At 66.5% G+C, this 14,266-nt stretch carries 11 protein-coding genes; 5 read left to right on the top strand and 6 right to left on the bottom strand.

Annotated elements, in window-relative coordinates:
• Nucleotides 1–184: 184 nt before the first annotated feature.
• The 3 genes from AWC07_RS22815 to AWC07_RS22825 are packed head-to-tail and all read left to right on the top strand — an operon-like array spanning nt 185 to nt 3,815.
• Nucleotides 185–1,156 carry a PPE family protein gene (locus tag AWC07_RS22815; RefSeq protein WP_051508254.1) on the top strand — a complete coding sequence of 324 codons (972 nt, stop codon included), beginning with the start codon at nt 185–187 and terminating at the stop codon, nt 1,154–1,156.
• Between the two features lie 52 nt (nt 1,157–1,208).
• Nucleotides 1,209–2,375 carry a PPE family protein gene (locus AWC07_RS22820; protein WP_085105243.1) on the top strand — a complete coding sequence of 389 codons (1,167 nt, stop codon included), beginning with the start codon at nt 1,209–1,211 and terminating at the stop codon, nt 2,373–2,375.
• A 51-nt stretch (nt 2,376–2,426) separates the two neighbouring features.
• Nucleotides 2,427–3,815: an amino acid permease gene (locus AWC07_RS22825; RefSeq protein ID WP_051508119.1), complete on the top strand. Its 1,389-nt coding sequence runs from the start codon at nt 2,427–2,429 to the stop codon at nt 3,813–3,815.
• On the opposite strand, the gene AWC07_RS22830 is transcribed toward AWC07_RS22825, so the two are convergent.
• From AWC07_RS22830 to AWC07_RS22855, 6 genes are read right to left on the bottom strand one after another with little or no spacing between them, the layout of a single operon-like run.
• A complete protein-coding gene (locus AWC07_RS22830) occupies nt 3,801–5,189 on the bottom strand; it encodes an alkaline phosphatase family protein (RefSeq protein ID WP_036416201.1) in 1,389 nt (462 codons plus the stop codon). The two genes, AWC07_RS22825 and AWC07_RS22830, sit on opposite strands and share 15 nt — an antisense overlap.
• Nucleotides 5,186–6,304, bottom strand: a complete 1,119-nt coding sequence (eboE, locus tag AWC07_RS22835) for a metabolite traffic protein EboE (protein WP_085105244.1) — start codon at nt 6,302–6,304, stop codon at nt 5,186–5,188. The genes AWC07_RS22830 and eboE overlap by 4 nt, the downstream gene beginning before the upstream one ends.
• Nucleotides 6,304–7,155, bottom strand: a complete 852-nt coding sequence (locus AWC07_RS22840) for a TatD family hydrolase (protein WP_036419635.1) — start codon at nt 7,153–7,155, stop codon at nt 6,304–6,306. Before AWC07_RS22840 ends, eboE begins: the two co-directional genes overlap by 1 nt.
• The gene (locus AWC07_RS22845; protein ID WP_036418376.1) at nt 7,152–8,573 is read right to left on the bottom strand and encodes a TIM barrel protein; all 1,422 of its coding nucleotides are present in this window, start codon (nt 8,571–8,573) and stop codon (nt 7,152–7,154) included. The genes AWC07_RS22840 and AWC07_RS22845 overlap by 4 nt, the downstream gene beginning before the upstream one ends.
• Nucleotides 8,573–9,457: an SCO3242 family prenyltransferase gene (locus AWC07_RS22850; RefSeq protein WP_244187669.1), complete on the bottom strand. Its 885-nt coding sequence runs from the start codon at nt 9,455–9,457 to the stop codon at nt 8,573–8,575. Before AWC07_RS22850 ends, AWC07_RS22845 begins: the two co-directional genes overlap by 1 nt.
• Entirely contained in the window at nt 9,415–10,641 is a 1,227-nt protein-coding gene (locus AWC07_RS22855; protein WP_085105245.1) for an inositol-3-phosphate synthase, read from the bottom strand. Before AWC07_RS22855 ends, AWC07_RS22850 begins: the two co-directional genes overlap by 43 nt.
• A 133-nt stretch (nt 10,642–10,774) precedes the next feature.
• Between AWC07_RS22855 and AWC07_RS22860 the strand changes: the two genes are divergently transcribed.
• Together AWC07_RS22860 and AWC07_RS22865 are read left to right on the top strand one after the other, a co-directional pair.
• A complete protein-coding gene (locus tag AWC07_RS22860; RefSeq protein WP_036418602.1) occupies nt 10,775–11,527 on the top strand; it encodes an O-methyltransferase in 753 nt (250 codons plus the stop codon).
• A 125-nt stretch (nt 11,528–11,652) separates the two neighbouring features.
• Nucleotides 11,653–14,259 (top strand): DEAD/DEAH box helicase, encoded by a 2,607-nt coding sequence (locus AWC07_RS22865; protein ID WP_341865276.1) that lies wholly within the window; start codon nt 11,653–11,655, stop codon nt 14,257–14,259.
• The last annotated feature ends 7 nt before the right edge of the window (nt 14,260–14,266 follow it).

Here is a 14,266-nt window from a genome sequence, read left to right on the forward strand (position 1 = left end):
TCACGTCGCTTCCCCACGCTCAGCCCGGGTCGGCGGCGGGCCATCGGCCATCGCGATCGGCCGGTAGGCCTTGCTCGGCGTACAGATTTCCCCTGCTGCCGGGAGTCGCCTCGTGGCCGGCAGCATCGGCCCGTGTCTGCTATCCGACTTCGCGGCATTACCGCCCGAGATCAATTCCGGGCGGATGTACAGCGGCCCCGGATCGGGCTCCCTGATGGCTGCGGCGGCGGCGTGGGACCGCTTGGCCGATGACCTGGAGACTGCGGCTAGCGCCTACGGTTCGCTGGTCCTGGAGCTGACCGGTCTGCCGTGGCGCGGTCCGGCAGCCGATGCGATGGTGGCTTCCGTTCTGCCGTTTGTCAGCTGGCTGAGTACCACAGCGACGCTTGCCGAGCAGGCCGCAATGCAGGCCAGCGCGGCCGCAGCCGCCTTCGAGTTGGCGTTTGCGCTGATCGTACCGCCGCCGGTGATCGTGGCCAACAGGGCTTTATTGGTGGCACTCGTCGCGACCAACTGGTTCGGGCAAAACACCCCGGCGATCGCGACCGCCGAAGCTCACTACGCCGAGATGTGGCTACAAGACGCCACCGCCATGCACGAATACGCCGCCGCCGCGGCGCTCGCCTCGGTATTGACGCCGTTCACGACGCCACCGAAGGTCGCCGACCCATCGCTGGCGTCGATTCCCTGGGACACCGTGCTCAACTACTGGACGACGGTTCTGGACGCCTTGGCCATCTCCGAGGCGTTCATTTACGACGCCGGCGGCCTGACCCTCAATGGCCTGCAGCTCGCCGGAGCGATGTTGTGGTCCAACGCTTCCAACGCCGCCGCGGCCGGCGTCCCCGGCGCCGCCGCGGCGTGGAGCTTGTCGCAAGTGGGCGCCGGGCCGGTGGCGATCAGTGCCGGTCTGGCCGTCAAGATCGGACCGATGTCGGTGCCACCGGGGTGGAGCCCGCTGCCCTCGGCCGCCGGCGCCAAGGTGGCGACGATATCCGCTCGTGGCGTCCGCGCCGCCGTCCGGGCCGGTGAATTGTCGGGCCTACTGCCGGGCGTATCACCGTCACGGTCGAGAGCAGCTGAGGCCGGCGGCAACTTCGGCCGCCGGTATGGATCACGAATCCGGGTGACGTGTCGCCCACCGAACGCCGGATAGCCGGTTCGGTGATCGACATGGCGAGCCGTCGTAACGTAAGGAGCTCATAGCGATGGATTTCGGGGCGCTGCCACCGGAGGTCAACTCCGGACGCTTGTATGCCGGACCGGGATCAGCCCCGCTGGTTGCGGCGGCGTCGGCCTGGAGCGGGCTGGCTTCCGAGTTGAGTTTGGCCGCCGACGGCTACGAGCGGGTGGTGATGACGCTGCATGCCGAAGAATGGCTGGGGCCGGCGTCGACGCTGATGATCGAGGCGGTCGCACCGTACCTGGCGTGGATGCGAACCGCCGCCGCGCAGGCCGAGCAGGCCGCAAGTCAGGCGCGGGCCGCGGCGGCCGCCTTCGAGACGGCGTTTGCCGCCGTGGTGCCCCCACCGCTCATTGCCGCCAATCGTGCTCAGCTGGCATCGCTCATCGCGAAAAACGTGTACGGGCAATATGGCGCCGCCATCGCGGCCCTGGAAGCTCAATACGCCGAGATGTGGGCGCGCGACGCCAGGGCGATGTACAGCTATGCGGGTTCCTCGGCGAGCGCGGCGCAGCTGACCCCGTACACCCCGCCGCCGCACATCACCAGCCCCTCCGCGGTCGCCCAGGCCGCCGCCACCTCGGCAGGAGCGGCGCAGAACACGTTGTCGGGACTGATTTCCGAGCTGCCGAGCATGCTGCTGGGACTCGCATCGCCCATCTCGTCGGCCTTGTCTACGGCGGGTGTGACCTCGAATCCGGGATGGCTGCAGTGGCTCATCGACTGGTATATGCCGATATCGCAGCTCATCTACAACACCGTGGGTCTGCCCTATTTCGCCATTGGTATCGGTAACAGCCTGATCACGTCGTGGCGGGCGCTCGGCTGGATCGGCCCGGAGGCCGCGGAAACCTCGGCCGGTGCGGCCGGGGCGGCCTCAGCTGCGGCAGCGGTCGCCGCGCCGGCGGCTCTCGGCGGCGCCGGGCCGATAGCGGCGGGCCTGGGAAGTGCATCCGCCCTCGGCAAGTTGTCGGTGCCGCCCGCGTGGACCGCCGTCGACCCGGGCCCGGGTCCGGTCGTCAGGCCCGACACCGCACCCCTGGCCAGCGACATCGTCAACCCGCCGGAGGTCGGTGCGCCGGGAAGCCTGCTGGGCGGAATGCCACTGGCCGGCCCCGGCGCCGCCGCGGGCGCGGGCCCCAAATATGGGTTTCGGGTTACCGTGATGTCCCGACCGCCATTTGCGGGGTGACCGCCGCTGCTGTGGTGCACAATCCAATCCACCACGTGACGAGGACCCCACATGCCGCACCTGCAGCGCAGGCTTTCCAACCGGCACATCCAGTTGATCGCGATCGGGGGCGCGATCGGCACCGGCCTGTTCATGGGATCCGGACGCACCATCTCCCTTGCCGGCCCCGCGGTGCTGGTGGTTTACGCAATCATCGGGTTCTTCGTCTTTTTCGTCCTGCGGGCGATGGGTGAATTACTGCTGTCGAACCTGAACTACAAGTCGTTCGTCGATTTCACGGCCGACCTGTTGGGACCCGCCGCAGCGTTTTATCTGGGGTGGTCGTACTGGTTCGCCTGGGTCGTCACGGGCATCGCAGACCTCGTCGCGATCACCGGCTACGCCAGGTTCTGGTGGCCCGCCTCGCCGGTGTGGTTACCAGCTCTGATCACCGTCAGCCTCATCCTGACGGTCAACTTGTTCAGCGTCGGCCATTTCGGAGAGATGGAATTCTGGCTGGCGTTGATCAAGGTCGTGGCGATACTGAGCCTCATCCTCTTGGGCGCATTCCTGGTGGTGACCAACTTCGTCTCCCCGCAAGGTGATCGGGCGACGATCGAAAACCTTTGGAACGACGGCGGTTTGTTCCCCCGGGGCTTCATGGGCTTGGCCAGTGGCTTCCAGATCGCGTTCTTCGCCTACATCGGTGTGGAACTCGTCGGCACCGCCGCCGGCGAAACGGCAAACCCGCGCCGCACCATTCCCCGCGCGATCAATGCCGTTCCGGTGCGCGTGGCGATCTTCTACGTCGGTGCGCTGCTGGCAATCCTGGCCGTTGTGCCCTGGCGGCGCTTCGCCAGCGGCCAATCCCCGTTCGTGACAATGTTTTCGCTGGCGGGTCTGACCGCGGCGGCGTCGGTCGTCAACTTCGTGGTGACCACCGCGGCCGCCTCCTCGGCGAACTCCGGGGTGTTTTCCACCGGCCGGATGCTGTTCGGCCTGGCCGACGAGGGCAGCGCGCCGGCAGTGTTCCAACGGCTCAACCGCGGGGGCGTGCCCGCGTCGGCCATCGTGTTCACGGCTCCGCTGCTGCTGACCTCCATCCCGCTGCTCTACGCGGGCGGTTCGGTGATCGGCGCCTTCACACTGATCACCACCGTCGCCTCGCTGCTCTTCATGTTCGTGTGGACGACGATCGTCGTCAGCTACCTCGTGTACCGCCGTCGGCACCCACACCGGCACGCCGGTTCCATCTACAAGATGCCCGGCGGTGTCAGCATGTGTTGGGCGGTGCTGGCCTTCTTTGTATTCGTGATCTGGACCCTCACCACTGAGACCGAAACGGCGGTCGCGTTGGCGTTGGTCCCGCTCTGGTTCGCGGTCCTCACGCTGGGTTGGTTGGTGGTGCGCCGACGAGCGCCCGGTGTTCCCGTCGGCGGCGAGCGCTCAGTGTTGCCGTGAGCCGTGCGCGTCGAGAACCACGTCACGCACCGCGGTGACCGGCATGGGCGCAGCCTGATTCGGCAGCAGTTCCGGTGACGAGGCGATGATCAGCGGCGTGTCCTCGTCGCAGTCCGGCAGCCTGCCGTGGGTGCCGCCGACATGCTTGCCGTTGAGAGCGATCACCCCCATGGTGTATCGAAGGCCCAGCGCCTTCTTGGCCAATGCCGCAGCAGCTTTGGCTTTGACGGTCCGATCGTCGGGGTTCATCAGCAACTCGGCGGGGTCGTATCCCGGCTTGCGATGAATGTCCACACACGGCGCGAACTCCGGAGCCCGGGCGTCGTCGAGCCAGTAGTAGTAGGTGAACCAGGCGCCCGGTTCGGCGACCGCCACCAGCTCACCTGCCCGCGGATGATCAATTGCCAAGCGCTGCTGCGCGTTTCGATCCAAGACCTGGTCCACGCCGTCGAGCGCTTCGAGTAGGCCCGCTACCCGGGTGATGTCGGACTCGTCGCGCACGTAGATATGGGCGGCCTGATGGTCGGCGACGGCGAACGCCCGCGATGTCCACGGGTCCAAGTACTCCCGGCCCTGCTGGGTGTAGACATTCAGATACCCTTCCCGCCGGAGTTGACGGTTGATATCCACCGGGCGATCGGCCGGCGCGATCCCGTACTCGGAGACGACGATGGTCGTCATGTCGTGCTCGGCGGCCGCCGCCAGCAAGGGGGCCAGCGCCGCGTCGACGTCGGCGGCCGCCGTGATGGCCTGCGGTGACCCGGGGCCGTAGCGCTGAAAGTCGTAGTCCAGGTGCGGGATATACGCGGTGAGCAGGGTGGGCGAATAACGTTGCAGGATCTCTATCGACGCGTCCACCAGCCAGCGCGACGACGTGATGTCGGCCGTCGGGCCCCAGTATTGGAACAGCGGGAAAACGCCCAGCTTGTCGGTCAGGATGTCGTGCAGATCCGACGGCACGACGTAGCAGTCCGGCGATTTGCGCCCGTCTTGGTGATACACCGGCCGCGGCGTGACGATCACGTCATGGCTCGCGTTCATCGCATACCACCAGCCGACGTTCGCCGAAGTGTACCCGTCGAAGCGCCCGGCAGCGGTCTCCCAAACCTTCTCCCCCGCAACCAGCTTGTTGCTCTGCCGCCACAGCAGCACCTCGCCCAGGTCACGGAAATACCAGCCGTTGCCGACGATTCCGTGCTGGTTGGGCATCAGGCCGGTGACCATCGACGACTGCACCGAGCAGGTGACCGCCGGGAACACCGGCGCCAGTTGTCGCATCGCACCCTGGGCGGCAAGCGCGGCGAGATTCGGCATGTGCCGCAGCAGCGGTTGGGTGAGCCCGACGACGTTGACCAGTAGAACTCGTCGGGTCATGCCGCGTCCTGTTCGCACAAAAGATCTTTGAGCCAACGGATTTCGGCCGCGATGTCATCGGCCAGACTGCCCATCCGCAGCGATGACGGCAGGACCTCCCACGTGTAGGTTTCGATTTCGATGTCGACGGGCTCGGGTAGCGCCCCCGCCCCCAGCATCGCCATCACGTCGGCCAGCACGTGCGACGTGTTGCTCAACGGTGCCGGCGGATCCAGGTGCAGCGGGACGTGATAGTGCACGCGGGCGCTGCCGGATCGGGGTGTCGACGGGTCCGCGAAGGAAAAGTCGTCGCGGAACCACTGGTGACCGTCGGCATCGACGCCGTTGACCTGATGCAGATACGGAGAGCCCGCGAACTCGGCGAAGGCTTCAGCCACCCCGCCGGCGGCCAGGTCGTCGATCTGAATTGCGTTGGAGGCCTGGATCTTCACCACGTCGGTTCCTACATCAGCCAGGCCGGCCACCACTTCGGCCGGGTTCTCACCCATCACGGCCAGGTGGCAGGTGTCCAGGCACAGCCCGATGTAGCGGGTATCGACGTTGCCGTGGCCGAACCAATCGATGGCGTCGCGGCATGATCCGATCACGCAGCCGGGCTCGGGTTCGATGGCCATCCTGATCCGATGCCCGGACTCCTGTTCGATGCGCCGCAGAGCGCCGCTGAGCGCGGCCAGCGTCTGCCGGGCCCGGTCATCGGCTGAGTCGTCCCATGGGTTGCTCCAGCCCAGCGGCAGTGTCGAGATGGTGCCGTGTTCGGTGCCGGCCAGCAGGTCACTGAGCACCTCAGCACAGTGGCGGGTGTATTCCAGCCGGTCCGGTGTTGTCCAATCCGGTTGGTATACTTTATGTTTCACTGAGTCGCCGTGAAAGACCCCGTAGGGGAAAGCGTTCATGGTCACGACGGCAAGCCCGTTGTCGGCCAGAATCGCGGCCAGCCGGCTGCGCGCTGCTCGATCAGCGGCCAACCGGGCCATGGTGGCGGCCGGCAACCACAGACCGACGCCGAGGCGTTCCAGGCCGGCGCGTTGCCGAGCCGGCGCGAACACCGACAGCAGTTGGTGCTCCAGCGCCAGCAGACTGTCGGCAGCGACGACATTGCTGCAGTAGGACAGCATCAGCGCTTTTCTCCGCGGTTGATGGTGTTGCCGGCAAAGGCCGCCTGCTGCTCTTCACTCAGCAGGCGAAGTTGCCCGCTTTGGCCGTAGAACTCGACCGGGTTGCGCCACATCACCCGGTCGACGTCGTCTTCGCTGAACGATTCCGCCAGCATCGCCTTCGCGGTCTTGATCGTCTTGAGCGGATCGGATCGCCCCCAATCGGCGGCCGAGTTGACGATGATCCGTTCGAGCCCGAAACGCTGCATCAGGGCGACCATCCGCGCTTCGTCCATCTTGGTGTCCGGATAGATGGAGAAGCCCATCCAGCATCCGCTGTCTCGGGCGGGCTCGATGGTCACTTCGTTGAGATGGTCCAGCAGCACCATTCCCGGATCAATTCCGACGCGCTTCACCAGTTCGATGCTGGCCAGCGTGCCCCCGAGCTTGTCCCGGTGCGGGGTGTGCACCAGCGCGGGAAGCCCATGTTCGGCGGCCATCTCCAATTGCGTTTGGAATACCGAGGTTTCCTCCGGTGTCATGGAGTCGTAGCCGATCTCACCGACGGCGACCACACCGCTCTTCGACAGATACCGCGGCACCTGCTCCAGCACCGCCCGGCAGCGGCTATCGTTGGCCTCCTTGGGATTCAGCGCGATCGTACAGTTGTGGGCGATACCGAACTGGGATGCGCGGTAACGCTCCCAACCGATGAGGCTGTCGAAGTAGTCGATGAACGATCCTGCGCTGGTGCGGGGCTGACCCATCCAGAAGGCCGGTTCGACGATGGCACGCACACCCGCGGCATACATCGCCTCGTAATCGTCGGTGGTCCGTGACGTCATGTGAATGTGCGGGTCGAATATCCTCACTCCGGCACCTCCGTCATCGTGGCGGTCAGCTGCTGCAGCATCCGCACGTCGGCCGGCACCGGGCGTCCGGCCGCAGTGCGTTCGCTGATGTAGTCGGTTGCCATCCGGCTCAATTCCGCATCGGCGCGGATACTAAGGCCATATACGGCGCTCAACGGCACGTCCATGAAAATCAGCTTCATCACCCCATGGCGCCAGGTGTGCTGGGCCAGAAAACGGCCACCGAATCCGCCGAGCGCCGCGCCGACCAGCCGCGGATCGTTGCACCGCAACGCATCCTCGGCCACTGTCACGCCGGCCGCTGTGGTAACCGGTCCCAGATTGGCGTCCAGGGCCGCCGTCGCCAGGCCGCGCAGCACCGCCAGGCGTTCGTCGCTATCCCCCCACTGGTACAGCCTTTCGACGAGCGGACCCGCTGTGTCGTCGGGATTTTCGACCACCAGCGTGGTCAGCAGGTGTACTCGGGCCATCAGCGGCGCATCACCGGAAACCTGGGACATCCAGCGCTCAGCCTTGGGGAAGATTTCCAGAATCTTGTCGGGGTTGTCACGGATCTCGGCTGCAGCATCGGTTATCCACGAGCGCGCCGCGATCGGCAGTCTGGCGCGATTGATTGCGGACATGCTGCGCCGCAGCACATTCGGTGCGTCGTGGGAATGGCGAGGCAACTCGACCGAGGCGACACCGGCGAAGCCGGTGCTGTGCAGGGCATCCATCACCGCCCCGAGATCGAGATCGCCGTGGCCGAACTCGAGGTGTTCGTGTTTGAGCGGTGTCATGTCGTCGAGGTGGACGTTGACCAGCTTGTCGCCCAGATGGGCGATCGCCGCGTGCGCACCGCCCGCCTCCGTCATCACGCAGTGACCGACGTCGAGCGTGATGCCCAGCCGCGGCGGATCACCCAATGCCCGGCACACCTCGCGGGCTTGTGCCACCGTCTCCACGAACATCCCGGGTTCGGGCTCGAATCCGAGCGTCACCGCCTTGCGTTCCGCATAGTCGACAATCTGCGCCAGCCGGCTGACGAGCAACTCCCGGGTGGTGTCGGGGTCGCTGTAGTCGACGGCGTAGCCCGACCACAGCGACACACAGGTGGCCCCGAGGTCCGCGGCGATATCGATTGCCCGCCGGAGGAATTCGACACGTGGTTCGGCAGCGATATCGACCAGCGCGGGTTTGTGCTTGGCGCGCGGATCCAGCAGATAACGCGCTCCCGTTTCGATCGCCACCTGTAATCCATGGGTGTCCAGCAGCGCGCGCAACGCGCCCAGCTGGGCGCCCAGATCGGAGTCGAACGGTCGAACATGCGGGTAGCCGATGGTCAGCGCGACGGCCGTATACCCGTGATCGGCGATCAGCGCGAGCGCGTCGGCAAGCGGGTGATCGGTCAAGCCATTCGTGTTGTAGCCAACGTGCATCAGGTCACCTCAGTGGGTCGGGGCGCGGAAACTTTGAGCCGCAAGCCAATTGCCAGCCCACACAACGCCAGCATGGTGCGCGGTGCCCGGGCGGCCAACATGGCCTGGACCGCGATCGTCGACGCGATGCCACTGCGCACCGCGCTGCGAAGGACCTCGGCGGTCGGTTGCTGCCACGCCTTCCACAAACCGGGGCCAAACGACCACGCGTACACGGCCGCGGCCGGTGCGGCGCGAAACCCCGGCGTTCTCACCATCGCCGAGCCGGCCACCGCTGCCGCCATACCCCCGACGATTGCCGGCAATCGGCGTTCCGAACCCGTGACCTCACTGCGCGACAGCACCGTGATCGCCGTGGTGTGCCCGCCGATCACCGACGCCGGAACCAGCGCGGGCCGATAATTCGGGCCGGCGCCGAGCATTACGTCGAGGAACCGGCAGCCCGCCATCACCAACGGCCCCGCGGCGGTGTCCTTGGCAACCAGGTCATAAGCCGCGACGCACAACGTGATTCGGCCCGCGGCAGCTAGGCCGTGGCGGCCGCTGACCGCCGTTGCGGTCGCCAGCCCCGCCCCGGCCAGGCCGGCTGCGACCGCCAGCGCCGTGCCGGCCGACACCTCACCCGACGGGATCGGCCGCTCGGGGCGTTCGACGGCGTCGCGCTCGCGGTCGGCCCAGTCGTTGAGCACCATGCCGCTCCAATACAGCAGCGCCGACGCCAGCGGTAGCGCGAGCCGGCGGCCGGTCAGCGGATACCCCGCCCAAATGGCGCCTACCGCAGTGTCACCCAGCACGGTGAGCGCAGCAGGTGCCCGCATCAGGTCCAGGTACGCCTTGACCTTCACTGTCCGGCCGAAACCGGCGTCGCAAAAGACCTGGCCCACTGCACCAGCGCCTCGTGTTGCGCCGCAAGTGAATGCGTCGACGAGCCCCACGGTTCTTTGAAGAAAAAGCCGAGCTGCCCGACGACACCGTGGGCACCGCGTATTCGGGCCATCGCGAGCAGGCGAGCCACGTCGAGAACCAAGGGCGCGGCCAATGCGGAATCCGGTGCGGACCAGATGGTTTGCAGGGTGATCTGACCGCCGAGGAAGCCGGTGGCGTGGATGTGGTCCCACGCAACCTTGGTTTCCCCGAGGTCGGGCACGTAGTCGATATGCAGCGGAGCATTGACGGCGCCACCGAGCATCTGCTGGATGCCACGCTGCTTGCTGGCGAGCTTGGACTTCACCGCGACCGGGTCGGCGAGCGTGGCGCCGTCGCCGCCGCCCAACAGATTCGTTCCCGCCCAGGAATGTACGGTCATCGCCCGGCTGGCGAACATCGGCGCCAGCACGGTGCGCAGCAAAGTCTGGCCGGTCTTGGCGTCCTGGCCGGCGTAGAGAATGTCGGCATCGTCGGCCAAGCTGCGCAACGCGGGAACCGCCATGCTGGGAGACGGGGTGAAGCAGGAGTAGGCCGCGCCATTGCGGATCGCCGCCAGGGCGGTCAGCGCGCTCGCCGGCAGCACCATGCGGTCCTTTTCGCACAGCGCGGCCCGCAACAGCTCAGGATCGTGGTACTCGGGGCGGTCCGGCACCGGCGGCTGCGTCGATGCCACGTCGATGACCACGAAGACGTCAAGTGCGTTGCGCGAGATGAACGAGCCCATCGCGTCACTGAGCCGGTCGATCAGTTCGGCTTGGGTGCTGGCACCGACGGTGGACGGATCCGGCGTGGCCACGCAGGACGGACCGACGATCTCATCTTCGGTGGCTGCCAGGCGATCTGACACCGCCGCGACCACTCGGTGCGGCAGCAGTCCCGCCTCGACCAGAGCCTCGGCGCGCTTGGCCAGCGGGGCGGTCGAAAGGTCGCGTCCGGCGACCACGAAATCGGCATACTTCGGCAAGGGGACGCCGGCAAAGTCGGCAGTCGCCGTCACGCAGCCGGTTTCGGGGATCAGCCCGGCGCTGAGCGCATACAGACCCACGATCGACGTGGTCGCCACCGACCCCCGCGCACCACTGAGCCACAGGCCGCAGCGCGGCCCCGCGGCCACCCGGGATGTGGTGTCGTCGTGGTCCATCGCGCCGTCCTCGACCGCCGAACGCAGTAAAAATCTGATGTATCGAGCGTGGCAAACTGGTTTTTCTAAGCAGAGGATGCTAGCACCGCGCATTGGTCTCGGCTGGTCAATGGCTGTCCGTATGCTGGCAACAATGAGCTTCAGAGCACGCATTGCCCCGTTGCGGTGGTCGGTCTGGCGCATGGCGCCCGGAATCCGCAACCTCACCAGGACGGGTCAGATCGGTGACGGTCGTGAAGCAGCCGCCGTCGAGTACGTACTTCGGCACGCCCGTGCGGGCGACATCGACGACGTGCTGGCCACCATCGACAAGTTCGCCTACGAGAAGTCGATGCTGATCAACATCGGTGATGAGAAGGGGCTGATACTCGACGCCGCGGTGCGGCGCGCCAGCCCGGCGCTGGCACTCGAGTTGGGCACCTACTGCGGCTACGGCGCGCTGCGAATCGCCCGGGCGGCGCCGACGGCCCGGGTGTACTCGGTCGAGCTGGCCGAAGCCAACGCCGCCAATGCCCGCCAGATCTGGGCTCATGCCCGCGTCGCCGACCGGGTGACCTGTGTGGTAGGCACCATCGGCGACGGCGGCCGGACCCTGGACACGCTGGCAAGTGAGCACGGATTCGCCTCCGGCACTCTGGATTTCGTGTTCATCGACCACGACAAGAAGGTCTACCTGGACGACCTGCAGAGCATCCTGGACCGGGACTGGCTCCATCCGGGCTCGATCGTGGTAGCCGACAACGTCCTGGTGCCGGGCGCGCCGAAGTATCGCGCCTACATGCGGCGTGAGCAGGGCAGGCTGTGGAACACCCTGGAGCACAAGGCCCACCTGGAATACCAGACGCTGGTGCCCGACCTGGTGCTGGAATCGGAGTACCTGGGTTAGTCGTGGGTTAGTCGCCGTGACGCCCGGGTCGTCACACCCGAATCCTGAGCCTCACCCGCACCATTTTGCGTCTAGCGCAGGCGTGGCTCCGGGGTTCTGTCGGACCGGGTCGTTACGGTGCGGACGTGCAATCGCTGATGTATCCCTTGATCGACCTCGACGACGCCGAATCGCATCTGGGCGCAGACACGTATAGGCGCGGCCTGGACTACGCGCGCGAAGGCCGCGTCGTGCGGTGTTCATGGAACCCGAACGACGACAGTCTGGTCGGCAGCGTTCGCGGTAACCGGGGCCGCACCTACACCACCACCGTGGAACTGTCGTCGGATTACGCCGACTCCTGGAACCTCGAGGTCGGGTTGTGCACCTGCCCCATGCAAGTGGACTGTAAACATGTGGCCGCAATCCTCATCGCGGCCAGCGGGTCCACGAAGACACGGTCGCAACGCGCGCCCGTGCCGCCGGCTCCAGCGGCATGGCGCAAGTCACTGGACTCGTTGTTCCCCACATCTTCGCCCGGCAGCGTCGTCGGCACGCCACTGGCTATCGAGCTGAACCTGTCGGCGAGCGGCTTGGACGCGCGGGTGGTGCGCCCGGGTAAGCGCGGTGGCTGGGTCGCCGCCGACCTGAGCTGGAGCCGCTTGGCCGCGCTGCGGCACTACGGTTATCCCGACGCCCACATCCACGTGCTGCAAGAGTTGTATGCCGCCTACCGCGCAGGGACGCCGAATCCGACTGGCTACCACAGCTATTCATATACCCCGTATGGGGACGTGAAGACGATCTCGCTGCTGAAGTTCGAGTCACCCCAGTTATGGCCGCTGCTGGACGAGGTGCGCCGAGTCGGCGTGCGGTTGGTGCAGGCGCAGGACCACCACGACGTGCTGCCGCATGCCACGGCCCGCCTATCTCTCGACGTCACCGCCGACCCGTCGGGCAACCTCACGGTCATGCCCTTGCTTGAAGTCGACGGAGCGGCCGCACGAGCCGTCGCGTTCATCGGTTCCTCGGGCCATGGTGTTGTCTGCACCGACGGCGGGTTGCGGCTGGCGCGGCTGGACCAGCCGGTCTCGGTGACGTTGCAGCGGATGGCGCTTGGCGATCAGATCCTGACCATCCCGGCGGATGAGGCGGCGCAGTTCGCAGCCGAGTACTACCCGAAGCTGCGGCGCATCGCGGCCATCACATCGTCGGACACCTCGTTCACGCCGCCGGCGATCACCGGGCCGACGTTGGTGCTGCGCGCCGACTACCGGGATGGGCACGAGGTCGAGTTGACATTGCAGTGGGCATACCGGGTGGGCGACAGCGAGTTTTGGGTCGGCGTCGCGACGCCTGGTAACCCGGGCTACCGCGATCTCGATGCGGAAAACGGGCTTGCGCGCGGCATCGATGCCCCGTTGGAGCGATTCGGGCTGCGCGCCGCCGACGGCACGCTCATCGCCCGCACGCGGTTGTCCGGCCTGGACACCATGCGGTTCACCACCGAACTCCAGCCACTGCTGACCGGGCTGCCCGAGGTGGTGCTGGAGATGACCGGCGACCCGGTCGACTATCGGGAGGCGGGCGAGTCCCTGGTCATCGGAGTAACCACGGACGTGGCTCCCGGTGAGACGGACTGGTTCGACCTGGACATCACGATCAGCGTTGAGGGCAAACAAATTCCGTTCGTCACCATGTTCACCGCGCTGGCCTCCGGTCAGTCACATGTGCTACTGGCCGACGGAGCCTACTTTGCGGTGGACAAGCCGGAGCTGGTGAAGCTGCGCCGGCTGATCGAGGAAGCCCGCGCCCTGACCGATGCCGAAGAGGGCCCACCCCGGATCAGCCGGTTCCAGGCCGGGCTGTTCGACGAGCTCGCCGCACTAGGAGTGGTCACCCAGCAGGCCGAGGAGTGGCGTCGGCAGGTCCGCGGATTGCGCGCACTACAGGGAGTTGAACCGGTGCCGGTGCCCAGCGGCCTGCGCGCCGAGCTGCGGCCTTACCAGGCCGACGGGTTCTCGTGGCTGGCGACGCTACACGCCCACGGGCTGGGCGGGATCCTCGCCGACGACATGGGCCTTGGCAAGACGCTCCAGTCGCTTGCATTGGTCTGCCATGTCCAGCAGGAGGATCCGAGTCCGGCCCCGTTTTTGGTGGTGGCGCCCTCGAGTGTGGTTGCGAACTGGGCCGCGGAGGCCGCGCGGTTCGCACCGGAACTGTCGGTGGTTGCGATCAGCGATACCCTGCGTCGTGCCGGCAGCGACCTCGACGAGCTGGTTGCGTCCACCAACGTCGTCGTTACCTCGTATACCTTGTTCCGGCTCGACTTCGATGCGTACGCCGCCCAAACCTGGTCCGGCTTCATTCTGGACGAAGCCCAGTACGTGAAGAACCGGCACGCCAAGACCTACCAGTGCGCGCGCCGGCTACCCGCCCCGGTCAAGGTAGCTATCACGGGTACGCCGATGGAAAACAACGTGATGGAGCTGTGGTCGCTGCTATCGATCACTGCCCCGGGACTGTTTCCCAGCCCGGCCAAATTCGCCGACTACTACGCCAAACCCATCGAGAAGACCGGCGACCCCGAGTTGCTGGCTCTGCTGCGCCGACGGATCAAACCGCTCGTCAAGCGCCGGACCAAGGAACTAGTCGCCGCTGAGCTGCCCGCCAAGCAAGAGCAGCTCCTCGACATCGAACTGCCTTCCCGGCACCGTTCGCTCTACGACAAGCGGCTGCAACGCGAACGTTAGAAGGTGC

Source organism: Mycobacterium gastri (assembly GCF_002102175.1).
Taxonomy (GTDB): domain Bacteria; phylum Actinomycetota; class Actinomycetes; order Mycobacteriales; family Mycobacteriaceae; genus Mycobacterium; species Mycobacterium gastri.